This is a genomic window from Pseudomonas congelans, assembly GCF_900103225.1.
Classification (GTDB): Bacteria; Pseudomonadota; Gammaproteobacteria; order Pseudomonadales; family Pseudomonadaceae; genus Aquipseudomonas; species Aquipseudomonas congelans.
In genome coordinates, this window is sequence record NZ_FNJH01000012.1 from 17,171 (window position 1) to 40,646 (window position 23,476).

16 protein-coding genes are annotated in these 23,476 nt (G+C 60.9%); 11 read left to right on the top strand and 5 right to left on the bottom strand.

What is annotated here, in order from left to right; translation table 11 throughout:
- Positions 1-7 precede the first annotated feature (7 nt).
- The 3 genes from glnL to BLR20_RS25265 all read left to right on the top strand — a co-directional run bounded on the left by glnL (position 8) and on the right by BLR20_RS25265 (position 4,425).
- Positions 8-1,093: a nitrogen regulation protein NR(II) gene (glnL, locus tag BLR20_RS25255; protein ID WP_002555720.1), complete on the top strand. Its 1,086-nt coding sequence runs from the start codon at positions 8-10 to the stop codon at positions 1,091-1,093.
- Entirely contained in the window at positions 1,090-2,526 is a 1,437-nt protein-coding gene (ntrC, locus tag BLR20_RS25260; protein ID WP_003413458.1) for a nitrogen regulation protein NR(I), read from the top strand. The genes glnL and ntrC overlap by 4 nt, the downstream gene beginning before the upstream one ends.
- A gap of 105 nt (positions 2,527-2,631) precedes the next feature.
- Positions 2,632-4,425 (top strand): amidase, encoded by a 1,794-nt coding sequence (locus BLR20_RS25265; RefSeq protein ID WP_054994414.1) that lies wholly within the window; start codon positions 2,632-2,634, stop codon positions 4,423-4,425.
- A gap of 147 nt (positions 4,426-4,572) precedes the next feature.
- Here the strand turns inward: BLR20_RS25265 and mgrA are convergent, their stop codons facing one another.
- The 4 genes from mgrA to BLR20_RS25285 all read right to left on the bottom strand — a co-directional run bounded on the left by mgrA (position 4,573) and on the right by BLR20_RS25285 (position 10,414).
- The gene (gene mgrA / locus BLR20_RS25270; RefSeq protein ID WP_010438449.1) at positions 4,573-5,610 is read right to left on the bottom strand and encodes an L-glyceraldehyde 3-phosphate reductase; all 1,038 of its coding nucleotides are present in this window, start codon (positions 5,608-5,610) and stop codon (positions 4,573-4,575) included.
- A gap of 81 nt (positions 5,611-5,691) precedes the next feature.
- On the bottom strand, positions 5,692-6,627 hold the full coding sequence (locus BLR20_RS25275) for a sulfonate ABC transporter substrate-binding protein (RefSeq protein ID WP_010438446.1): 936 nt from the start codon (positions 6,625-6,627) through the stop codon (positions 5,692-5,694).
- Between the two features lie 111 nt (positions 6,628-6,738).
- On the bottom strand, positions 6,739-8,064 hold the full coding sequence (locus BLR20_RS25280) for an LLM class flavin-dependent oxidoreductase (protein WP_054994413.1): 1,326 nt from the start codon (positions 8,062-8,064) through the stop codon (positions 6,739-6,741).
- Between the two features lie 34 nt (positions 8,065-8,098).
- Positions 8,099-10,414 carry a TonB-dependent receptor gene (locus BLR20_RS25285; RefSeq protein WP_143010031.1) on the bottom strand — a complete coding sequence of 772 codons (2,316 nt, stop codon included), beginning with the start codon at positions 10,412-10,414 and terminating at the stop codon, positions 8,099-8,101.
- Between the two features lie 170 nt (positions 10,415-10,584).
- Here BLR20_RS25285 and BLR20_RS25290 point away from each other — a divergent pair, with 170 nt between their 5' ends.
- Positions 10,585-11,631: a LacI family DNA-binding transcriptional regulator gene (locus BLR20_RS25290; protein WP_054994412.1), complete on the top strand. Its 1,047-nt coding sequence runs from the start codon at positions 10,585-10,587 to the stop codon at positions 11,629-11,631.
- Between the two features lie 72 nt (positions 11,632-11,703).
- On the opposite strand, the gene betT is transcribed toward BLR20_RS25290, so the two are convergent.
- Positions 11,704-13,659, bottom strand: coding sequence for a choline BCCT transporter BetT (gene betT / locus BLR20_RS25295; protein WP_206429961.1), 1,956 nt, complete (start codon positions 13,657-13,659; stop codon positions 11,704-11,706).
- Between the two features lie 649 nt (positions 13,660-14,308).
- Between betT and hutU the strand changes: the two genes are divergently transcribed.
- From hutU to BLR20_RS25330, 7 genes are all read left to right on the top strand, one after another.
- Complete coding sequence (hutU, locus tag BLR20_RS25300) at positions 14,309-16,006, top strand: urocanate hydratase (protein ID WP_032614315.1); 1,698 nt, start codon at positions 14,309-14,311, stop codon at positions 16,004-16,006.
- A gap of 113 nt (positions 16,007-16,119) precedes the next feature.
- A complete protein-coding gene (locus tag BLR20_RS25305) occupies positions 16,120-17,088 on the top strand; it encodes an ABC transporter substrate-binding protein (RefSeq protein WP_010435922.1) in 969 nt (322 codons plus the stop codon).
- 73 nt (positions 17,089-17,161) lie between these two features.
- Positions 17,162-18,013, top strand: a complete 852-nt coding sequence (locus tag BLR20_RS25310; RefSeq protein ID WP_003343849.1) for an ABC transporter permease — start codon at positions 17,162-17,164, stop codon at positions 18,011-18,013.
- Complete coding sequence (locus BLR20_RS25315) at positions 18,010-18,840, top strand: quaternary amine ABC transporter ATP-binding protein (RefSeq protein WP_010435925.1); 831 nt, start codon at positions 18,010-18,012, stop codon at positions 18,838-18,840. The genes BLR20_RS25310 and BLR20_RS25315 overlap by 4 nt, the downstream gene beginning before the upstream one ends.
- Before the next feature lie 12 nt (positions 18,841-18,852).
- Positions 18,853-20,394 (top strand): HAL/PAL/TAL family ammonia-lyase, encoded by a 1,542-nt coding sequence (locus BLR20_RS25320; RefSeq protein WP_054994411.1) that lies wholly within the window; start codon positions 18,853-18,855, stop codon positions 20,392-20,394.
- Positions 20,395-20,448: 54 nt separating this feature from the next.
- Positions 20,449-21,996, top strand: a complete 1,548-nt coding sequence (hutH, locus tag BLR20_RS25325) for a histidine ammonia-lyase (protein WP_054994410.1) — start codon at positions 20,449-20,451, stop codon at positions 21,994-21,996.
- Between the two features lie 102 nt (positions 21,997-22,098).
- On the top strand, positions 22,099-23,475 hold the full coding sequence (locus BLR20_RS25330; protein WP_054994409.1) for an amino acid permease: 1,377 nt from the start codon (positions 22,099-22,101) through the stop codon (positions 23,473-23,475).
- Position 23,476 lies beyond the last annotated feature (1 nt).

A 23,476-nucleotide genomic window follows, 5' to 3' on the forward strand; every position in this document is an offset into this window, starting at 1 on the left:
ACGATTCATGACTATCAGCGACGCGCTGCACAGACTGTTACTGGATAACCTGACCACTGCCACCATTCTGCTCAACGCTGACCTGCGACTTGAGTACATGAACCCGGCGGCGGAGATGCTGCTGGCCATCAGCGGGCAGCGCAGCCATGGGCAATTCATCAGCGAGCTGTTCACCGAGTCGGCCGAAGCATTGAGTTCGCTGCGTCAGGCAGTCGAACAGGCTCATCCTTTCACCAAGCGCGAAGCGATGCTCACTGCACTGACCGGTCAGACCCTGACTGTCGACTATGCGGTGACGCCTATCCTCAGCAAGGGAGATACCCTGCTGCTGCTTGAAGTACACCCGCGTGACCGGCTGTTGCGCATCACCAAGGAAGAGGCCCAGCTGTCCAAGCAGGAAACCACCAAGATGCTGGTGCGTGGTCTGGCTCACGAAATCAAGAACCCACTGGGCGGCATTCGCGGGGCCGCACAGCTGCTGGCCCGCGAGCTGCCTGAAGAAAGCCTCAAGGACTACACCAACGTCATTATCGAAGAGGCCGACCGCCTGCGTAATCTGGTCGACCGCATGCTCGGCTCCAACAAGCTGCCATCGCTGGCGATGACCAATGTGCACGAAGTACTGGAGCGCGTGTGCAGCCTGGTCGAGGCCGAAAGCCAGGGCTGCATCACCTTGGTGCGCGACTACGACCCAAGCATTCCCGACGTGTTGATCGACCGCGAGCAAATGATCCAGGCCGTGCTCAATATCGTGCGCAACGCCATGCAGGCCATCAGCGGGCAGAACGAATTGCGCCTTGGCCGGATCACCCTGCGTACCCGCGCCATGCGCCAGTTCACCATCGGCCACGTTCGCCATCGACTTGTGAGCAAGATCGAAATCATCGACAACGGCCCCGGTATTCCGGCCGAACTTCAGGAAACCATTTTCTACCCCATGGTCAGTGGCCGCCCGGACGGTACGGGATTAGGTCTTGCCATTACCCAGAACATCATCAGCCAGCACCAGGGCCTGATCGAGTGTGACAGCCATCCCGGCCACACCACATTCTCGATCTTCCTGCCGCTGGAACAAGGAGCAGCTTCGACATGAGCCGTAGTGAAACTGTCTGGATCGTAGACGACGATCGTTCTATCCGCTGGGTACTGGAAAAGGCCTTGCAACAGGAAGGCATGACCACGCAGAGCTTCGACAGCGCCGACGGGGTGATGAGCCGTCTGGCCCGTCAGCAACCGGACGTGATCATTTCCGACATCCGCATGCCGGGTGCCAGTGGCCTGGACCTACTGGCGCGGATTCGCGAGCAGCATCCACGTCTGCCGGTGATCATCATGACCGCCCACTCGGACCTGGACAGCGCCGTGGCGTCTTATCAGGGCGGCGCGTTCGAGTACCTGCCCAAGCCGTTCGACGTCGATGAAGCCGTCTCGCTGGTCAAGCGCGCCAATCAGCACGCTCAGGAACAACAGGGCCTGGACGTTGCACCGACGCTGACCCGCACCCCTGAAATCATTGGCGAAGCGCCAGCGATGCAGGAAGTGTTTCGCGCCATCGGCCGTCTGAGTCACTCCAACATCACGGTGTTGATCAACGGTGAGTCGGGTACCGGCAAGGAATTGGTCGCTCACGCATTGCATCGCCACAGCCCGCGTTCGGCCTCGCCGTTCATTGCACTGAACATGGCGGCGATCCCCAAGGACCTGATGGAGTCCGAGCTGTTCGGACATGAAAAAGGTGCGTTCACCGGTGCGGCCAACCTGCGCCGCGGGCGCTTCGAACAGGCCGACGGCGGCACGCTGTTTCTCGATGAAATCGGTGACATGCCCGCCGACACCCAGACCCGCCTGTTGCGTGTACTGGCGGACGGCGAGTTCTACCGGGTCGGCGGTCACACGCCGGTCAAGGTCGATGTGCGCATCATTGCCGCCACCCACCAGAATCTGGAAACCCTGGTGCAGGCCGGCAAGTTCCGCGAGGACTTGTTCCACCGCCTGAACGTGATCCGTATCCACATCCCGCGCATGTCGGACCGTCGCGAAGACATCCCGACCCTGGCCAAGCACTTCCTCAGCCGCGCGGCTCAGGAGCTGGCGGTCGAACCCAAGCTGCTCAAGGCCGAGACCGAGGAATACCTCAAGCATCTGCCGTGGCCAGGCAACGTGCGCCAGCTGGAAAACACCTGCCGCTGGATCACGGTGATGGCTTCGGGTCGTGAAGTGCACATCAGCGACCTGCCGCCGGAGCTGCTGAGCCTGCCACAGGACGCCGCCCCGGTCACCAACTGGGAACAGGCGCTGCGCCAGTGGGCCGATCAGGCCTTGTCCCGCGGTCAGTCCAGCCTGCTGGACAGCGCCGTGCCGACCTTCGAGCGGATCATGATCGAAACCGCCCTCAAGCACACCGCCGGCCGCCGCCGCGATGCCGCCGTGCTGCTGGGCTGGGGTCGTAACACCCTGACCCGCAAGATCAAGGAACTGGGCATGAAGATCGATGGCGGGGATGACGACGAGGCTGACGAAGGCTGAGCCGTCTTCAAGACCGAACACTGGCATTTCTGACAGTTACTCGCCACGTCCTTTAATGATTAGCTTCTTCTGCCCCCACTCAAGGGGCATAAGGAGCTAATCATTATGGAAAGTGCACTACTCGATGAATCTGACGCCCGACAGCACGCCAATAATTTACGTTTGCTTGCGGCACTGCCGCGTGGTGCCAGCATTGAAAGACGCGAGCGGATTGTTGACTACGATATTGTCGAACTCGCCGCACTGCTGCGCGAAGATAACCCGCAAAGACTGACCGCCGAACAGGTGTTCGTCGAGTACTGGAGCCGCATCACGCGGTTCAACGGCCCGCAAGAAACCTACGGCGATAACGGTAAATACAACGCTTTTGTGCGGCTGGAAGATTTCTCGACACTGTTAGAGCAGGCAAGACTCGCCGATCAATGGCTGACGACTCCAGACGATCAACGCGGCCCGGCCCCTCCGTTGTGCGGAATTCCCTTCGGCATAAAAGACTCTTTCGCCATCCAGGGCCTTGAAAGCAAAAACGGCACTCAGGCCTTTTCCGGCAACCTGGCATTACGTGATGCGACATGCGTCGCCCGGCTGAGGGCTCAGGGCGCACTGATTATCGGTCATACCATCTGCTCCGAACTCTCGACCCACACCGTCGGCCAGTTTGCCGGGAATGCGTGGGACCCGACGCGCACGCCGGGCGGGTCCAGTCAGGGCTCGGGGGTCGCTCCGGTGGCGCGTCTGTGCGCCGCAGCGCTGGGCGAAGAAACTGCGGGCTCGATTATCATCCCGGCGGCAGCCAATGGCGCCAGCGCAATAAAACCGTCATTGGGGCTGGTGTCCGGTGCCGGCGTGATGCCCCTGCGAAGCGGCTGGGACGTGGTCGGCCCCATGGCCCGTTCGATTCGCGATGCGTCGCTGATACTGTCGATAATTGCCGGCCCTGATGGAGAAAACGACCCACAAAGCCTGTCGGCCCCGTCGATAGGCGAGCAGCTTTGCATTACCCCGACCCCCGGCTCTCTTCCTCTGGAGGGGCTGACCATAGGGATTCCGCAGACAGACTGGATGTCTTCGCCCGGTCACCCTCCCGCGCAGTCTTACGACGAGGACTACAGCGCAGCCTTCGTCAGGTTCAAGGATCAGCTTGCAGCGCTGGGCGCAAAGGTCGTCGACTTCCCTTGGCTGGATGCCGGAACCCCTGAAAACAGCCCTTACACCGCGCCCGAACCCATTCACGACGTGCTGAACAGTGATGGCAGCATTCTGATGAGAGTCAACGCCCAGGCCGTTACCAGTTACGCCAACCAACTGGAAACCCGGCACTGGTCAGCCGTGCGTGACTTCGCAGACGTGTTGGAGAATCAAGATGACAGAGACTATTTGCTAAGAAGATATCCGGAGTTCTTCGATCAGGTTGCCTCACTCATTCCAGTGGGGATCAGACTCGAAGCAGAGAACAGACGCCGTCAACAGCAGGGGCTTTTTGAAAAGGCCCTGAATGACTATCAGATTGACTTCATGATGGTGCTGCCGCTCGGTGCTCACGTCGGCGAGCGGGCAGGCACACTGACGAAGACGCTTCCGGTACAACGTAAGTATTTCGATATGCCCAACGCGCTGGCATGGCCCATGCTGACACTGCCCATCGGCTATGGCGCGACCGGCATTCCACAGCAATTGCCCATTACTGCGGCCTTTTGGGGAAGGCGCTTCAGCGAGCCTTTGCTGGTGCAGGCCGCCATCGACTTTCAGACCCATTATCCCGAGTATCACACCAAGGCCCCGCCAGACCCGGACTTCGCCTCACCTCTGGCGTTTCATCTCTGGACACTGGACGAGATTCCTTGGCAGTACTCAGCGGATCCGCTGGTCATTGCCGAAGGCAGGCGGAAAAAATCATGAGCCCGACCTCCTTCTTTGTTATCCAGTGGAAGCCTCTGAACAACCCGGCATTGCTGCCGGCGCAGGCGAGTGAGCCGCCAGACGCATTTTTCAACGTGCGATGGCGGCCCACCCAGGGCCTGACTTATTACCCGGAAACGGCTGTGCTTACTCTGCCAGAGAAGGTTTTTCCCACAGGTTGATACCGCCTTCCACCGCAAAGCTGTCGATCTCGGTCAGTTCTTCGCTGCTGAACGCCAGGTTCTTCAGCGCGCCGACGTTTTCGACGATCTGCTCGGGACGGCTCGCACCGATCAACGCTGAGGTCACGCGCGGATCGCGCAACGTCCAGGCCAGGGCCATTTGTGCCAGGCTCTGACCGCGACGCTGGGCGATTTCATTGAGCGCACGCACGTGGGCGATGTTCTGCTCGGACAGGTGCGAAGCCTGCAGCGAGCCGCCACCCGGACGATTGACCCGTGCATCCTTGGGCACGCCGTTCAGGTACTTGTCCGACAGCAGCCCCTGGGCAAGTGCAGTAAACGCGATCACGCCAGCACCCAGCTCTTCGGTAGCGTCGAGCAAGTCTTTCTCGACCCAGCGGTTAAGCAGGTTGTAGGCCGGCTGGTGAATCAGCAGCGGTACTTTCCACTCTTTGAGCAGCGCGGCGATTTCGCGGGTCTTGGCCCCGGAATACGACGAGATACCGATATACAAGGCCTTGCCTTGCTGAACCGCGGTGGCCAGCGCGCTGGCGGTTTCTTCCAGCGGAGTGTCCGGGTCGAAACGGTGGGAATAGAAAATGTCGACGTAATCGAGGCCCATGCGTTGCAGGCTCTGATCAAGGCTGGCGAGCACGTATTTGCGTGAACCACCGCCCTGTCCGTACGGCCCTGGCCACATGTCCCAGCCAGCCTTGCTGGAAATGATCAGTTCATCACGGTAGTGCTTGAAGTCTTCGCGCAGCAGCCGGCCGAAGTTGATCTCGGCGCTGCCGTACGGCGGGCCATAGTTGTTGGCCAGGTCGAAATGATTGATGCCCAGATCGAACGCCGTGCGCAGCATGGCGCGCTGGGTGTCGATCGGCGTGCTATCACCGAAGTTGTGCCACAAGCCCAAAGACAGTGCCGGAAGCACCAGCCCGCTGCGGCCGGTACGGCGATAAGGCATGTCTTCGTAACGATTTTCGGCAGCGATGTAGGTCATTGAATCCTCTCTTGTCTGGGGGATATTCGAGGCGTCTTGATTGCGTTTGCCAACAGGCGAGGCCTGTTCGCAACGCCGGAATCATGGCTTTTGCCAGACAACCTGCTGAATGTCGACCCGCTTGGGTATCAAGTGGTTGTCGTAAAACAGATCAGCGGTCGCCTGCTGCGCGCTTACGATCTCCGGCGTGATCGGCAAGCTGGGTGATACAGGCCGATGGTCAAGATACTGAGTCATGACCGCTTCGGACAAGCCCATGCTGCGCGCCAGTATCTGAATACTCTCGACACGCTGCGAGCGCGACAACCCGTCGGCAACCGTCAGTTCGTCGAGCACCTGCTGCACGAGCACCGCGTTTTCCTCGGCAAACGCACGCCGTGCGGTATAGAACGGCCCGGACAATCCAAGCCCCTCGCCGTTGGCCAGCAGGCGACTATGGCCTTCGCTCATGGCGATGGAATAGTAAGGGTCCCAGATCGCCCAGGCATCCACACTGCCGTTTTCAAAGGCAGCGCGGGCATCGGCGGGGGTCAGGTAAATCGGCTGAATATCCTTGAAGGTCAGGCCGGCCTTGTTCAGCACACGCAGCACCACGTTATGCGAGCTGGAGCCTTTCTGCAGCGCGACCTTGCGGCCTTTCAAGTCAGCGACGCTGTGCACCGGGCTTTCGTTGCGCACCAACAGGGTTTCCACTTGCGGCTTGGGCGGCTCGGCACCGATGTAGACCAGGTCGGCACCTGCGACCTGGGCGAAGATCGGCGGGATGTCGCCGGTGGAGGCGATGTCCAGGCTGCCAATGTTCAGCGCCTCCAGCATCTGCGGCCCGGCCGGAAACTCGATCCATTTGATTTTTTTCTCGGGAAAACGCTTTTCCAGCAGGCCATGTTCCTTGGCCAGCACCAGCGTGATCGAGCCCTTCTGATAGCCGATGCGAAGGGTGTCAGGCTCGTCGGCAGCAACCGTACCGAACAGGCCACTGAAAGCCAGAATGGCGGCGATAAACGTGAATGGTTTCATGGGTAATCCTTTCTCGGTCGACTCTCGTGCCAATGCTCCGCGTTGGCATGCATCCCGTGACGCTCCGCGTCACCTCTCTGCAGCCAGGCTCGGTATCCGGTACGGGAAATATCAAAATCTGTAAGCAGGCCGCTGCAAGCCCAGGTTCTCGCGCAAGGTCGTGCCTTCATACTCGGTGCGAAACAGCCCGCGCCGCTGCAACTCCGGCACCAGCAACTGCGCGACATCTTCCAGACCGCCCGGCAGGTGCGGCACCAGCACATTGAAGCCATCCGCCGCGCCCTGCTCGAACCAGCGTTGCAACTCATCGGCGATCTGCTCTGGCGTGCCGATCAGGCTGTAGTGCCCTCGCCCACCGGCAATCCGCCGCCCCAGTTGCGCCAGGGTCAGGCTTTCCTGATCGGCCAGTTCGGTGAGCAGTTTCTGTCGGCTGCGCTGGCCGCTGTCGGTCAATGGCAGTTCCGGCAACGGGCCGTCCAGCGGGTAGCCCGACAGGTCGAAATTGCCCAGCATGCGGCCCAGCAGAGCGACCCCGACCCGAGGCTCGACCAGCTCCTGAAACGACTCGAATTTAGTTTTCGCCAATGCTTCGGTTTCGGCCACGACGATGAACACGCCTGGCATGATTTTCAGTGAGTCGACGGCCCGCCCGTAAGCACTCAGACGGCCCTTGAGGTCGGCATAAAAAGCCTGCGCACTGGCCAGCGAGGTCTGCGCGGTGAACACCACTTCCGCCGTCTGCGCCGCCAGATCACGCCCGACTTCCGAGGAGCCGGCCTGCACCACCACCGGCTGACCCTGCGGCGAACGCGCCACGTTCAGCGGACCCTTGACGCGGAAATGCTCGCCCTGATGATCGAGCACATGCAGTCTGGCCGGGTCGTAGTACTCGCCACTGGCCTTGTCGCGGGTGAAAGCATCGTCAGCCCAACTGTCCCAAAGACCCGTCACCACCTGATGAAACTCTCGTGCGCGGCTATAGCGCTCGGCGTGCCCCACATGCTCGGCGCGACCGAAGTTCTGCGCTTCGGCGGCGGCATCCGAGGTCACCAGATTCCAGCCCGCTCGCCCACCTGAGAGATGATCCAGCGAGGCGAACTTTCGGGCTACGTGATACGGCTCGTTGTAGGTGGTGGTTGCCGTCGCGATCAGACCGATGTGTTCGGTCACCGCGCTGAGTGCCGAGAGCAGGGTCAGCGGCTCGAAATGATCGGAGCGCGCCATGCGGCTGGCGATATCACCGGTCGCGGCAGCCACGCTGTCTGCAACGAACAAGGCATCGAATTTTGCCGCCTCCGCGACCCTCGCCAGGTGCCGGTAATGCTTGAAATCCAGCCCTGCATCGGCCGGCACATCCGGGTGCCGCCAGGCAGCGACATGGTGCCCGGTGGCCATCAGGAAAGCGCCCAGTTTCATCTGTCGAGCAGTCGTGCTCATACCTCACTCCTTAGGTGTTGCCTGGGGTCTCGGCTCAAAAATCCTTGCGTAACTGCACGCCGAAATAGCGTTCGTCATCACGCGGTACGGATCGGTAAACGTAATTCCCGCCGGTGGCTAGCATTGGCGAATAGGACTTGTCGGCCAGGTTCTTGCCCAGCAGTGCAACGCGCCAGCCGCTGTTGTAATCCGCCAGTGCCACGCTGGCGTTCCAGATGCCATAAGCGCCCTGCTTGGTGTCCGGGTTCTGACTGATGTCGTACTGCACTTCGCTCTGCCAGCTGTAATCGGTGCCCAGTTCGATATCCAGACCGTTGTCCAGCGGGATGGTGTAATCGGCACGAACGTAGCTTTTCCAGTCCGGGCTGTACGGCAGGGTCTTGCCGTCGACGTTGCAGGACGCCGCCGCGCCGGCCGGGCAGGCAAAGCTGTCGATGCGTGCTCTGGTGTAGGACAGCGCACCAGAGAGTTTCAGGTTTCGGGTGGCTTGCAGGGCGTAATCCAGCTCGACACCTTCGGTACTGACACTGCCTGCGTTGATCAGGCGCGTCACGACCTGTCCGGCCACGCTGTCGAAGAAGTTCGCCTGATAGTTGTCGTACTCGCTGTGGAATACCGCCAGATTGGTGGTCAGGCGATTATTCCAGGTGGTGGCCTTGAGGCCGACTTCCCAGGTGTTCGAGGTTTCCGGCTTGAGGGCCTCGGTGTCACGCGGCTGCATGTTGAAGAACACGTTGTAGGCCGGGCCTTTGTAACCGCGCGAGTAGGTAATGTAGGTCATCACACTGTCGCTCAGGTCGTACTGCAAACCGAGACGCCCGGACTTGCCGTCTTCATCCACCGAGCCGGAACTGCTGGTCGCTGGCTGAATGCCGCTGACGGTCGTAGCCGATGTCGACACGCGGCGATGATCGTATTCCAGATCGTCATGGGTCCAGCGTGCCCCGACAATCGCCCGCAAGTCCGGTGTGAAGTTGAACGTGGTTTCGCCGAACACCGAATAGCTGTCGGCGGTGGTGCTGTAGTCGGCGACGCCGCGATCCTGAGTCGTCGGCGTGATCAGCGTGCGCTGATAGGTCTCGTCGCTCTTGCCGTGCATGTAAAACAGACCGCCCACGTATTCGACAAAATGGCCCTTCGGCGACGCCAGACGCAGCTCTTGGGAATACTGGTTGAACTCAAGATCGCCCTGGTCTTCGGTGCCGGGGAACGCGGCGGTGATGGTGCCAAGCCGGTCGCCATCCTGATACTGGGTGTTGTCCCAGCCGCGCCAGGCGGTGATGGACGTCAGGGTGTAGTCACCCAGTTGCCAGTCGAGCTGGCCGGACAGGCCCTTGTTGACGTCCTCGACATGGCTGCGGTAATCGCTGACTACATTGCGGTTATCGCTGTCGGCACGTACCGGCGCCAGGGCACTGGCGAAGGACGGGGTCAGCGCCTTGGTTACCACACCGTTGGGCGCATCGTCATGGGACTGCATGTAGTCCGCTGCGAGGGTGAAGGTGATGTCGTCACTGGGCGTGAATTCCAGCTTGCCGCGTGCGCCCTTGCGGTTGTAACCGTTGACTTCCTGACCATTGAGCCTGTTGTCGACATTGCCGTCATAGCTGCCGAACAACGTCGTGATCGAGCCTTTGAGGGTCTGCGGAATCAGGCTGCCGCCAATGCCGAAACGGGTGCGGCTTTCATTGCCGCTGTAATACGACTGATCGATGTAACCGTGAGTCTCTTCGGTCGGCGCCTTGGTGGTGACGTTGAGCACACCCGCCGAGGCGTTCTTGCCGAACAGCGTGCCTTGCGGGCCGCGCAGCACTTCGATGCGTTCCAGGTCGAGCAAGTCCAGCGTGGCCTGACCCGGACGGGCATACACCACGCCATCGATCACGGTCGCCACGGTCGGTTCGACGCCTGGCGAAGTGGAAATGGTGCCGACACCGCGAACGAACAGCGATGTGTCCTTGTTGGAAGCCCCGGTGCGGAAATTCAACGACGGCACCTGCTGCACGATGCTGGCCACACCATTACGGTTATCGCGCTCCAGTTGTTCGCCCTCGATCACGGAAACGGCGACCGGTACTTTTTGCAGTGATTCTTCGCGGCGTGTGGCGGTCACGGTCACCGATTCCAGCTCTACCGTTTCTGTGTTCTGCCCTGCCGCTGTCTCTGCCATGGCCGGAACACACGGCAATGCCGTCAGCCCCATCAGCAACCACCCACAACGACGCCCCCGCGCCGCATGAGCCTGATCGATCGCCTGCGCCAGAAGCGTGTGTCCGACGCCATCCCCACCTGTTGTGTGCATCTGCGTGCCTACCTGAAATATGCCCTGATCCGACAGTGCGATGCGCACTGGCGCCTATGCGTGCTGAATAAACCGGGTCCGGGCATTCGCGGTGGCGAGTAGCAGACAACCATCTTTGTTAGCGCTAACATCGCCAGTATCAGGAAGCGACCTATAGATCGTCCAATACTGAAAAATTAGCTTTATATTCTTTTTACTTTTATGCGAAGTGATCGAGCATGGCCGACGAGAAGCCCCTGATACGCAAACGCCGAGGCGCAGGCCGGGTGACGATCACCGCCGTGGCGCGTCAGGCGGGGGTGTCGGCCATTACCGTGTCGCGCTATTTCAATCAGCCGGAACAGGTTTCGCCCGAACTGCGCGAGCGAATTGCGAACACAGTCAATGCGCTGGGCTACGTACCCAATCTGGTTGCTGGCGGCCTGGCATCAGCGCGCAGCCGGGTGGTGGCGATGGTGATTCCCAACATCTCCGGGCCGATCTTTGCCAATACCATTCAGGGCTTCAGCGACACACTGAGCCAGCACGGTTTCCAGTTGCTGCTGGCCTCCAGCTACTTTTCCGCCGAGCAGGAGGAAAGCGCGGTACGGGCGTTCCTGGGCTGGTCGCCGGCGGCACTGGTGCTGACCAGTCGCTTTCACAGCTCAGCTACCGAGAAAATGATCGAGCAGACCGATGTCCCGGTGATCGAAACCTGGGACTACCAACCCGAACGCAGCCCGATCCAGATCGGCTTTTCGCACTATGACGTCGGCGTGATGGCAGCCCGTTATCTGCATGACAAAGGTTACCGGCGCATTGCCTTCGTGCAGAACAGCATCGCGGCCGACTTCAGCGCACTGGAGCGTCGCGACGGCTATGCCGCAACCGCGGAAGAGCTCGGTATCAGGCCGTGGGTCTTCGTTCCGAACGCGGATCGAGCGCCATTCGAGGCCGGCAAACAGGCGATGGAAACCCTGATGGACCACAACCCGCGCCCTGACGCGATCTTCTTCGCCAATGACAACCTGGCAGCCGGCGCCCTGCTCGCCAGCCAGCGCGCAGGCCTGAGCATTCCACAGGATTGTGCCATCATGGGCTTTGGCGATTACGCCTTCGCAGAAATGATGCTGCCCAGCCTGACCACCATCAAACCGCCCGCCCTGCAGATCGGCGTGATGGCCGCCACACGGGTGCTTGAAAGCCTCGGCGTGTTACCGGTAGAGGGAGAAATACAGCGGCTGAATCTGCTGGAGTGCAGCCTGGTGGAGCGGGAAAGTACTTGAGCCCGACGCAATCTCGTGCCCCGCTGGAGCGTGAGGAACGATAGTGGTTACCGCCCCCCCCCAAAGCTCCGATCAACGCACCAGGTGCAGGAACTGCATATGCCGTTCGTACTGATCGAGCACGTCGTTGATGACTTGTTCCTTGGTGTAACCCACCAGGTCGTAGTCCTGACTGCCCTCGCTCAAGTGAACCTCTGCGCGGTAGTAGCGGCGGTTGTTCAATTGCTTGGAGCCCATGCCGCCACGGGCGAACGAAGGGGTGAAAAAACCTTTCATCTGCACCTGGTAAATGAACGGACGTTCTTCACCATGGCCGATTTCCAGGGTCACCGAGTCGTTGGACGGGTCGGGGACGTTGACCACGCTCAAGCCCTTCTCGACGAACACTGCCGTCACTTCTTCAATCGCCGGACGCACGGTCTGATCGAGGAAACGGTACACCTCGTCTCGCGACGGGTAATGCACCGCCTGGCTCAGACGCTGACGCCAGCCGCCGCGTCGTGAACCGGACACTGGCGCCAGCGAGTACAGCTGCGCGATCTTGCGCTGCGACTCCATGACGAACGCCTTGTGCAGCCCCCACATCATCAGCAGCAGAATCAGCGAGAACGGCAGCGACGTCAGCACTACAGCCGATTTCAGCGCATCGATACTGCCCGAGAACAGCAGGCCACTGGTGATCAGCGCCGTGGCTACCCCCCAGAACACCCGCAGCCATTTCGGACCGTCTTCGTCAGGGTTGCCGCCTTTGGCTGACAGTGTCGACAGCACCACAGTGCCCGAATCGGCCGAGGTGACGAAGAACACAAAGCTGATGAACACCGTGACCGCAATGACCGTCTTGCTCCACGGATAGGTTTCCAGCAGCAGGTACAGGGTCATCGACGGATCGTCGATAGCCGACTGGCCCAGCGCAGTCATGCCGTGGTTGAGCACTTGATCGATGGCGCTGTTACCGAAGATCGACATCCAGGCCAGAGTGAAACCCAGCGGGATCAGCAACACACCGAAGACGAACTCGCGGATGGTCCGGCCACGGGAGATGCGTGCAATGAACAGGCCTACGAACGGCGCCCAGGCAATCCACCAGGCCCAATAGAACACCGTCCAGCCACCCAGCCAGTCACTCGGCTCGTTGTAGGCATACACGTCGAAACTCTTGCTCGGCAGTGCGCCCAGGTAGTCACCGATGTTCTGCACCAGCGTATTGAGCAAATGCTGAGTCGGGCCGGCAAACAGTACGAACAGCAGCAGCGCACAGGCCAGCAGCATGTTGATGTCGGACATGACGCGCACGCCCTTGTCGACACCGGCGATCGCCACCAGAATCGCCGCGCCCATCATCAGGGTGATCAGACCGACCTGAATCCAGTGGGTGTGCGCTACACCGAACAGGTAATCCAGACCGGAATTGAGGTGCAGCACCCCGAAGCCCATGTCTGCACCGAGACCGAAGATGGTCGCAATAATACCGAAGCCATCGACGGCATAGCCGATAGGGCCATTGATGCGTTTGCCGATCAGCGGATACAGCGCCGAGCGCAGGGCCAGTGGCAGGTTATGGCGATAAGCGAAATAGGCCAGCGCCATACCGACGAACGCGAACACGCCCCAGCCATGCAGACCCCAGTGCAGAAACAGCAACTGCATGCCCTGGCGTGCTGCTTCAGCGGTGCCGCCCTCGCCCTGCGGCGGTTGCAGCAGGTGTGTCAGGGGCTCTGACACGCAGAAAAAGAACAGCGTGATGCTGATGCCGGCGGCGAACAGCATCCCGGCCCATGACAGGTAACTGAACTCGGGTTCGTCGTGGTCGGCACCGAGCTTGATCTTGCCGAAGCCCGACAAGGCGGTGACCACCACGAAGACCAGGTACAGGGTCATGACCATCATGTAGTACCAGCCGACCGTGTTGGCCGCCCAGTTTTGCGCCGCCAGCAGCCATTCGCCGCTGGCTTGCGGGAAGGCGATCACGACGATGCCGAAAATCAGAATAAAACTCGCAGCGAAATAGAACACTGGAGCATTCATGCGAACCATGCCGCTTGAAGAGGAACTCGCAGAACTCATCGGTTGAGTGCCTCCGGACTGATAAAACCAACTGCAAAAAGCGGATACGGCAAGGGTAAGCCTCCTGTTATGAGCGGGCAGCGAACCACCGGTTTAACTTGAACGAGCGTTCAATTTAAACATGAAAACACCCGCGAGACCTAATCGCAGGCCGGTGAATGCTGGCTCAGGCCTGGGTATGACGCGTGCTTGAGCGGGTTCGTTCCCACGCCAAAGAGGCCATTTGCAGCCCGCCAAAATGCGCTCTTTGCGAACACTCACGAGGCTTCAATCCACTCCGGACGTTGCGTACACATTTCCCGCACCAACCTGTTACCGGCCGCCCCAAAACTGCGCAAAAAGTCATTCCGGTAACAATGTCCTGCCCTTATCGGGAAAATGCCTGCTTGCTGATAAAAACCGTCAGGCCGCGTAAATAAAGCCCTGCAGGCCAATTCGATGATCAAAAAACAGCAAAGGCGCAAAGTTGGTCTTCTGATTGCATATGCTTGTATGTACAAGTAGATACAGGCTGAACACTCTGCCTTCTACCCAACTGAATCGGCCTGCTTCGCCAGGCTTTGCTCGCCCTTCACCGGGCTGGTTCGAATTGATCGCCGAGGATTTTTTTGTGACCGAGAATAATCAAGACCTGAAGCAGGACTGGACCCGCCATCGCGAAGGTGTCGTTCGGGCTGCACGCGGTACTCAATTGACCGCCAAGAGCTGGCTGACCGAAGCGCCGCTACGCATGTTGATGAACAACCTCGACCCTGAAGTCGCCGAAAACCCCAATGAGCTGGTGGTTTACGGTGGCATCGGCCGTGCCGCGCGCAACTGGGAGTGCTACGACAAGATCGTCGAGAGCCTGACTCAGCTCAACGATGATGAAACCCTGCTGGTGCAGTCCGGCAAGCCGGTCGGCGTGTTCAAGACCCACAGCAATGCCCCGCGCGTCCTGATCGCCAACTCCAACCTGGTGCCGCACTGGGCCAGTTGGGAGCACTTCAACGAACTGGATGCCAAGGGCCTGGCCATGTATGGCCAGATGACTGCAGGCAGCTGGATCTACATCGGCAGCCAGGGCATTGTGCAAGGCACCTACGAAACCTTCGTCGAAGCCGGTCGCCAGCACTATGACGGCAACCTCAAGGGCCGCTGGGTGCTGACCGCAGGCCTGGGTGGCATGGGTGGCGCACAGCCGCTGGCTGCGACATTGGCCGGGGCCTGCTCGCTGAACATCGAATGCCAGCAGAGCCGCATCGATTTCCGCATCAAGACTCGCTACGTCGACGAACAGGCTGCTGATCTCGATGACGCACTGGCGCGTATCGCCAAATACACGGCCGAAGGCAAAGCCATCTCCATCGCCCTGTGTGGCAACGCAGCGGAAATCCTGCCGGAAATGGTCCGTCGCGGTGTGCGCCCGGACATGGTCACCGACCAGACCAGCGCCCACGACCCGCTCAATGGCTACCTGCCCAAAGGCTGGACCTGGGACGAGTACCGTGCCCGTTCGGTGAGCGAGCCGGCCAGTGTGGTCAAGGCGGCCAAGCAGTCGATGGCCGAGCACGTCGAAGCCATGCTCGCCTTCCAGCAAGCCGGCATTCCGACCTTCGACTACGGTAACAATATTCGCCAGATGGCCAAGGAAGTCGGCGTCACCAATGCCTTCGATTTTCCGGGTTTCGTGCCCGCCTACATCCGTCCGCTGTTCTGCCGTGGCATCGGGCCGTTCCGCTGGGCCGCGCTGTCGGGTGATCCGCAGGACATCTACAAGACCGACGCCAAGGTCAAAGAGCTGATTCCGGACGACGAGCACCTGCACAACTGGCTGGACATGGCCCGCGAGCGCATCAGCTTCCAGGGCCTGCCGGCTCGTATCTGCTGGGTCGGGCTGGGTCAACGCGCCAAACTGGGTCTGGCCTTCAATGAAATGGTCCGCAGTGGCGAGTTGTCGGCACCGGTTGTGATCGGTCGCGACCACCTGGACTCCGGCTCGGTCGCCAGCCCCAACCGCGAAACCGAATCCATGCGCGACGGCTCCGATGCCGTCTCCGACTGGCCGCTGCTCAATGCCCTGCTCAATACCGCCAGCGGTGCGACCTGGGTCTCGCTGCACCACGGTGGCGGCGTCGGCATGGGCTTCTCGCAGCATTCCGGCATGGTGATCGTCTGCGACGGTACCGATGAGGCCGCCGAGCGTATCGCCCGCGTGCTGCACAATGACCCGGCCACCGGGGTGATGCGTCATGCCGATGCCGGTTACGAGATCGCTATCGACTGTGCCAGAGAGCAGGGCTTGAACCTGCCAATGATCGGACGTTAACAACGTTGTCGGCCATCAGGCCGGCACACGTCGGGGACGGGCATGAGCATGCCCACGGGCCGGATGCCTACTTGAAGCTGCCGTCATCCCTCTAAGGCTTAGGAGCATCGACAATGAATATGAAAAAGGCCCTGTTGACCACTCTGGTATCCGCTGGCCTGCTCGCCAGCGCAGGCGCAAGTCAGGCTGCCGGCTGGTGCGAATCAGGCAAGCCGGTGAAATTCGCCGGTCTTAACTGGGAAAGCGCGATGCTGCTGACCGACATCCTGCAGGTGGTTCTGGACAAGGGTTACGGCTGCACCGTTGACGCCCTGCCCGGCAATTCCATCGCCATGGAAAACGCCTTGGGCACCAACGATATCCAGATCTTTGCCGAAGAATGGGTCGGTCGCAGCGAGGTCTGGAACAAGGCGGCCGCTGCCGGCAAGGTGGTCGGTGTCGGCGCACCGATCGTCGGCGCTGTGGAAGGCTGGTACGTGCCCCGCTACGTGATCGAAGGCGATCCCAAACGCAAGCTGGAAGCCAAGGCACCCAACCTGAAATCCATCAGCGATCTGGCCCAGTATTCAGCCGTGTTCAAGGATCAGGAAGAGCCTGGCAAGGGCCGTTTCTACAACTGCCCGGCCGGCTGGACCTGTGAGCTGGAAAACAGCGAAATGCTCAAGAGCTACGGCCTGGAAAGCAAATACACCAACTTCCGCCCGGGCACCGGCCCGGCGCTGGATGCGGCGATTCTCTCCAGCTACAAACGTGGCGAGCCGATCCTGACCTACTATTGGTCACCCACGCCGCTCATGGGTCAGGTAGACCTGGTGCGTCTGGAAGAGAAAGCCGGGGTCAACAAGACGATCGATATCAAGGTCGGCGTGTCCAAAGTGTTCCACGATGAGGCCCCTGAACTGGTCGCCATCCTGGAAAAGGTCAACCTGCCGATCGACCTGCTCAACCAGAACCTGGGGCGCATGGCCAAGGAACGCATCGAATCGCCGAAGCTGGCGAAGATTTTCCTGAAAGAGCACCCCGAAGTCTGGCACAAATGGGTCAGCGAAGACGCCGCGAAGAAGGTGGACGCTTCGTTGTAAACGACCGGGCTGTCGGACTGAACGGTTCGACAGCCCTGTCGTTGACCCGACACACCTCATTTGAGAGCCGCTTATGTTTCCTGAAAGCTTCACTTTCTCGATCGCCAACTGGGTCAACGATGGCGTCGACTCACTGGTCACGCAGTACGGCGATGTGTTCCGGCACATCTCCGACACCCTGCTATGGGCCATCGTCAATCTCGAAGGCCTGCTGCGCATGGCGCCGTGGTGGCTGATGCTGATGATCGTCGGCGGTATTGCCTGGCACGCGACACGCAAGATCGTCACGACGCTGGTCATCGTCGGCCTGCTGTTTCTGGTCGGTGCGGTCGGGTTGTGGGACAAGCTGATGCAGACCCTGGCGCTGATGCTGGTCGCAACGATCATTGCGGTGCTGATCGGCATTCCGCTGGGCATCCTCTCGGCACGCAGCAATCGTCTGCGCTCGGTGCTGATGCCGCTGCTCGACATCATGCAGACCATGCCCAGCTTCGTGTACCTGATCCCGGTGCTGATGCTGTTCGGTCTGGGCAAGGTTCCGGCGATCTTCGCCACGGTGATTTACGCCGCGCCGCCGCTGATTCGTCTGACCGATCTGGGCATCCGTCAGGTGGATGGTGAGGTGATGGAAGCCATCAACGCGTTCGGCGCCAACCGCTGGCAGCAACTGTTCGGCGTGCAACTGCCGCTGGCGATGCCGAGCATCATGGCCGGGATCAACCAGACCACCATGATGGCGCTGTCGATGGTGGTGATTGCCTCGATGATCGGCGCACGCGGGCTTGGCGAAGACGTACTGGTGGGCATTCAGACCCTCAACGTCGGACGCGGGCTGGAAGCGGGCCTGGCCATTGTCATTCTGGCGGTCGTCATCGACCGTATCACGCAGGCCTATGGCCGCCCACGGCATGAGGCGCACAAATGAGCAGCGTGGAACCGAACAAAATCGTCGTCAAAAACGTATTCAAGATCTTCGGCAACCGCTCGAAGGAAGCACTGCAGCTGATCAGGCAAAACCAGAGCAAGGATCAGGTGCTGGCCCAGACCGGCTGCGTGGTCGGGGTCAACGACTTGTCGCTGTCGATCGGCAGCGGCGAAATCTTCGTCATCATGGGTCTGTCCGGCTCGGGAAAATCGACGCTGGTGCGTCACTTCAACCGGCTGATCGACCCCACCAGCGGCGAGATCCTGGTCGATGGCGAAGACATCCTGCGTTATGACATGGAAGCCTTGCGCCAATTCCGCCGGCACAAGATCAGCATGGTATTCCAGAGTTTCGGCCTGCTGCCGCACAAGACCGTGCTCGCCAACGTGGCCTACGGCCTGACCGTGCGTGGCGAGAGCAAGGCGCTGTGTCAGGAACGCGCGCAGCACTGGATCACCACCGTAGGCCTCAAGGGCTACGAAAACAAATACCCGCACCAGCTTTCCGGCGGCATGCGTCAGCGTGTAGGTCTGGCCCGCGCACTGGCGGCCGACACCGACATCATTCTCATGGACGAAGCATTCAGCGCCCTCGACCCGCTGATCCGCGCCGAGATGCAGGACCAGTTGCTGGAGCTGCAGGCCAGCCTGCACAAGACCATCGTGTTCATTACCCACGATCTGGACGAGGCCGTGCGCATCGGCAATCGCATCGCGATCCTCAAGGACGGGCAATTGATTCAGGTCGGCACGCCGAAAGAAATCCTCCACTCGCCCGCCGACGATTACGTGGATCGTTTCGTTCAGCGCCGCGTAGCCACCCTTTAAGGACCGTTGCAGATGTCGCGAGCAGAACAGATCGTCATCGGTGAAGCACCTGCGGGCTGGCAGGACGTGGTCGCCGTGGCCCGACATGGCGCAAGCCTGGCCCTGTCGGACGCCGCCTGGGCACGGATCGACAACGCTCAAGCCATCGTGCAGCGCATCGTCGTCAGCGGCGAGCGCGCCTATGGCGTGAACACCGGGCTCGGCGCGCTGTGCAATGTGTCACTGCAAGGCGAGCAGCTCAGTCGCCTGTCGCGCAATACCCTGCTCAGCCATGCCTGCGGCGTCGGTGCGCCACTGGCCGACGAGCAGACCCGGGCAATCATCTGTGCCGCGATTCTCAACTACAGCCAGGGCAAGTCGGGCATTCACCGGCAAGTGGTCGAAGCGCTGCTGGCCCTGCTCAACCGGGGCATCACACCGCAAGTACCGGCGCAGGGCTCGGTGGGTTACCTGACGCACATGGCGCACGTCGGTATTGCGTTGCTGGGTATCGGCCAGGTCAGCTATCGCGGGCAGATCGTCCCGGCTGAGCAGGCCTTGAACGAAGAAGGTCTGGTTCCGGTAGTCCTCGGTGCCAAGGACGGTTTGTGTCTGGTCAACGGTACACCGTGCATGACCGGCCTGAGCTGTCTGGCCATTGCCGATGCCGAGCGCCTGAGCCAATGGGCCGACGTGATCGGCGCGATGAGCTTCGAAGCCCTGCGCGGCCAACTGGACGCGTTCGATGCAAGCATTCTCGCCCTCAAGCCACATCCGGGCATGCAGCAGGTGGGCAAGAACCTGCGCATGTTGTTGGCGGGCAGCGACGTGCTCGCCAGCAGCGAAGGCATTCGTACCCAGGATGCGCTGAGTATTCGCTCGATTCCCCAGGTGCATGGCGCCACCCGCGACCAACTGGCTCACGCCACTCGCCAGGTCGAGATCGAACTCAATTCAGTCACCGATAATCCGCTGCTGCTCGGTACGCCCGAGGCTTTCCGAGTGGTGTCCCAAGCCAATCCACACGGCCAGTCGGTGGCCATGGCGGCAGACCTGCTGTGCATGGCGATGGCCGAGCTGGGCTCGATTGCCGAACGACGCCTGGATCGCCTGATCAACCCGATGGTCAGCGGCCTGCCGGCGTTTCTGGTCACCCAGCCGGGCGTCAACTCGGGAATGATGATCGTCCAGTACGTCGCCGCTTCGCTGTGCGCGGAAAACCGCCAGATGGCGCAACCGGCCGTGGTCGACAATTACGTGACCTCCGGTCTGCAGGAAGATCACCTGAGCCTGGGCACCAGCGCTGCGCTCAAGCTGCACAAGGTGCTGGGCAATACCACGCAGATTCTGGCCATCGAGTATTTGCTTGCGGCCCAGGCATTCGAATTTCTCAAGACACAGGGTTTTGGCGTGGGCACCGGTGCCGCGTGGCGACTGCTGCGTGAGCGCATTCCGGCCTATGACGAAGATCGCTGGCTGGCCCCGGACATCGCCAGCAGCGCGGCCCTGATCAAAGACGAAACGTCGCTGGAAAGGGTTTTCCAGCACTGCCGTGACAACTCGGCAGACTTATAAAAACAGTGCACGGCCACAAGCCGTCGCTGACATCCATCAAGGAGTAGCAGCATCGTGACCACCTTATCTGCCAAGACGCTGAACCTGATCCCCGGCCAACTGACCCTGGCGCAACTGCGCGGCATTTATCTGCAACCGGTCAGCCTGACGCTGGACAGCAGCGCAGACCGTCAGATCGACGACAGCGTCGCCTGTGTCGAACGCATTCTGGCCGAGAACCGCACCGCCTACGGCATCAACACCGGCTTCGGCCTGCTCGCTTCGACGCGGATTGCCAGCGAAGACCTGGAAAACCTGCAGCGTTCGCTGGTGCTGTCGCATGCGGCCGGTGTCGGTCAGCCGATCAGTGATGATCTGGTGCGTCTGATCATGGTGCTCAAGGTCAACAGTCTGAGCCGTGGCTTCTCGGGCATTCGGCGAGTGGTCATCGACGCCCTGATTGCGCTGATCAACGCTGAGGTCTACCCGCATATTCCGCTCAAGGGCTCGGTCGGCGCTTCCGGCGACCTGGCGCCGCTGGCGCACATGTCGCTGGTGCTGCTGGGCGAAGGCAAGGCGCGCTACAAGGGCGAATGGCTCAACGGCGTCGATGCGCTGGCGGCTGCGGGGCTGCAACCGCTGACCCTGGCGGCCAAGGAAGGGCTGGCACTGCTCAACGGCACGCAAGTGTCTACCGCGTACGCATTGCGCGGCCTGTTCGAGGGCGAAGACCTGTTCGCCGCGGCCCTGACCTGCGGCTCGCTGACGGTTGAGGCGGTACTCGGCTCGCGCTCGCCCTTCGACGCGCGCATTCATGCTGCACGCGGTCAGCGCGGGCAAATCGACGCCGCAGCCTGCTACCGTGACCTGCTGGGCGAAAGCAGCGGCGTGTCCGAGTCGCACCGCAACTGCGACAAGGTTCAGGACCCCTACTCGTTGCGCTGCCAGCCACAGGTCATGGGCGCATGCCTGACCCAGTTGCGCCAGGCCGCCGAGGTGCTGGAAATCGAAGCCAACGCGGTGTCCGACAACCCGCTGGTGTTCGCCGCCGAGAACGACGTCATATCCGGTGGCAATTTTCACGCCGAGCCGGTCGCCATGGCAGCGGACAACCTCGCGCTGGCCATCGCCGAGATCGGCTCGCTCAGCGAACGGCGCATTTCGCTGATGATGGACAAGCACATGTCGCAGTTGCCGCCCTTCCTGGTGGCCAACGGCGGCGTCAATTCCGGGTTCATGATCGCGCAGGTGACTGCCGCCGCACTGGCCAGTGAAAACAAGGCATTGGCCCATCCGCACAGTGTCGACAGCCTGCCGACGTCGGCCAATCAGGAAGACCATGTGTCGATGGCCCCGGCCGCCGGCAAGCGCTTATGGGAAATGGCAGAAAACGTTCGCGGGATTCTTGCCGTAGAATGGTTGGCTGCCTGCCAGGGTCTGGACTTGCGTGAGGGTCTGAAAACCTCTCCGAAGCTGGAGCAAGCCCGCAGCCTGTTGCGCAGCAAGGTCCCGTTCTATGAAAAGGACCGCTTTTTTGCACCGGACATCGAAGCTGCCAGTCAGCTGTTGTCCTCCACTTGCCTGAACCCGCTGGTTCCTGCACGTCTGCTACCCAGTCTGTGATGCACCGCGAGCCTGGCAGGGCTCGCTTTGGTCATTGCTGCGGGAAGCCGGATGCAGGCGTTCTCGCAGCTATTGCCATACCTGTAATGAAATGGACCTGAAATGACGTCACAAGATGGTTTGAAACGCGGGTTATCCGCCCGCCACATCCGCTTCATGGCCCTGGGCTCTGCCATCGGCACAGGGTTGTTCTACGGCTCGGCCTCGGCGATTCAACAGGCCGGTCCCGCCGTACTGCTGGCGTACCTGATCGGCGGCGCGGCGGTGTACATGGTGATGCGCGCACTTGGCGAGATGGCCGTTCACGACCCGGTGTCCGGTTCGTTCAGCCATTACGCCACGCGTTACATGGGCCCGCTGGCCGGCTTCGTGCTCGGCTGGACCTACGCGTTCGAGATGATCATCGTCTGCCTGGCCGACGTGACTGCATTCGGCATCTACATGGGCTTCTGGTTTCCGGAAGTGCCACGCTGGATCTGGGTGCTGGGCATCGTCTTTCTGATCGGCGCGCTCAACCTGTGCAATGTGAAAGTCTTTGGTGAAACCGAGTTCTGGCTGTCGATCCTCAAGGTCAGCGCCATCGTGGCGATGATCGTCGCAGGCTTTGGCATCATGATCTTTGGTATCGGCAGCGCGACCAGCGGCACCGAAATCGGCATCAGCAACCTGTGGGCGCATGGCGGCTTCATGCCCAACGGCGTCACCGGCCTGATCGCCTCGTTCGCGGTAGTGATGTTTGCCTTCGGCGGCATCGAAATCATCGGCATTACCGCAGGCGAAGCGAAGGACCCGCAACGCAGCCTGCCGCAGGCGATCAATGCCGTACCGCTGCGCATTCTGCTGTTCTACGTGCTGACACTGTTTGTGCTGATGTGCATTTACCCCTGGCCGCAGATCGGCACACAGGGCAGCCCGTTCGTGCAGATTTTCGACAACCTGGGTATCGCTTCGGCGGCGACCATCCTCAACATCGTGGTGATCTCGGCGGCGGTGTCGGCGATCAACAGCGACATCTTCGGCGCAGGCCGCATGATGTATGGCCTGGCCCGTGAAGGTCAGGCGCCCGCCAGTTTTGCCCGCGTGTCACGCCATGGCGTGCCGTGGATGACCGTGCTGGTCATGGGCATCGCGCTGCTGGGCGGCGTGCTGCTCAACTACCTGATCCCCAAGGATGTGTTTCTGCTGATCGCTTCGCTGGCCACCTTCGCCACCGTGTGGGTCTGGCTGATGATTCTGCTGACGCAGGTCGCCATGCGCCGCTCGATGAACCGCGAGGAAGCGGCACAGCTGAAATTCGCCGTGCCGTTCTGGCCTTACGGGCCTGCGGCCGCCATCGCCTTCATGCTGTTCATCTTCGGCGTGCTGGGCTACTTCCCGGACAACCGTGCAGCCTTGATCGTCGGCGCAATCTGGATCGTGCTGCTGCTCATCGCCTACGGTGTGTGGGTCAAGCCAAAGGCGCTCAACCACACTCACTGAT

Bases quoted from the DNA above. Each gene is read 5' to 3' on its own strand.
- BLR20_RS25305 (WP_010435922.1), top strand. From the start codon at position 16,120: ATGAATATGAAAAAGGCCCTGTTGACCACTCTGGTATCCGCTGGCCTG.
- BLR20_RS25275 (WP_010438446.1), bottom strand. From the start codon at position 6,627: ATGAAACCATTCACGTTTATCGCCGCCATTCTGGCTTTCAGTGGCCTG.
- betT (WP_206429961.1), bottom strand. From the start codon at position 13,659: ATGAATGCTCCAGTGTTCTATTTCGCTGCGAGTTTTATTCTGATTTTC.
- ntrC (WP_003413458.1), top strand. From the start codon at position 1,090: ATGAGCCGTAGTGAAACTGTCTGGATCGTAGACGACGATCGTTCTATC.
- BLR20_RS25330 (WP_054994409.1), top strand. From the start codon at position 22,099: ATGACGTCACAAGATGGTTTGAAACGCGGGTTATCCGCCCGCCACATC.
- BLR20_RS25265 (WP_054994414.1), top strand. From the start codon at position 2,632: ATGGAAAGTGCACTACTCGATGAATCTGACGCCCGACAGCACGCCAAT.
- glnL (WP_002555720.1), top strand. From the start codon at position 8: ATGACTATCAGCGACGCGCTGCACAGACTGTTACTGGATAACCTGACC.
- BLR20_RS25310 (WP_003343849.1), top strand. From the start codon at position 17,162: ATGTTTCCTGAAAGCTTCACTTTCTCGATCGCCAACTGGGTCAACGAT.
- mgrA (WP_010438449.1), bottom strand. From the start codon at position 5,610: ATGACCTACATCGCTGCCGAAAATCGTTACGAAGACATGCCTTATCGC.
- BLR20_RS25320 (WP_054994411.1), top strand. From the start codon at position 18,853: ATGTCGCGAGCAGAACAGATCGTCATCGGTGAAGCACCTGCGGGCTGG.
- BLR20_RS25280 (WP_054994413.1), bottom strand. From the start codon at position 8,064: ATGAGCACGACTGCTCGACAGATGAAACTGGGCGCTTTCCTGATGGCC.
- BLR20_RS25315 (WP_010435925.1), top strand. From the start codon at position 18,010: ATGAGCAGCGTGGAACCGAACAAAATCGTCGTCAAAAACGTATTCAAG.
- BLR20_RS25290 (WP_054994412.1), top strand. From the start codon at position 10,585: ATGGCCGACGAGAAGCCCCTGATACGCAAACGCCGAGGCGCAGGCCGG.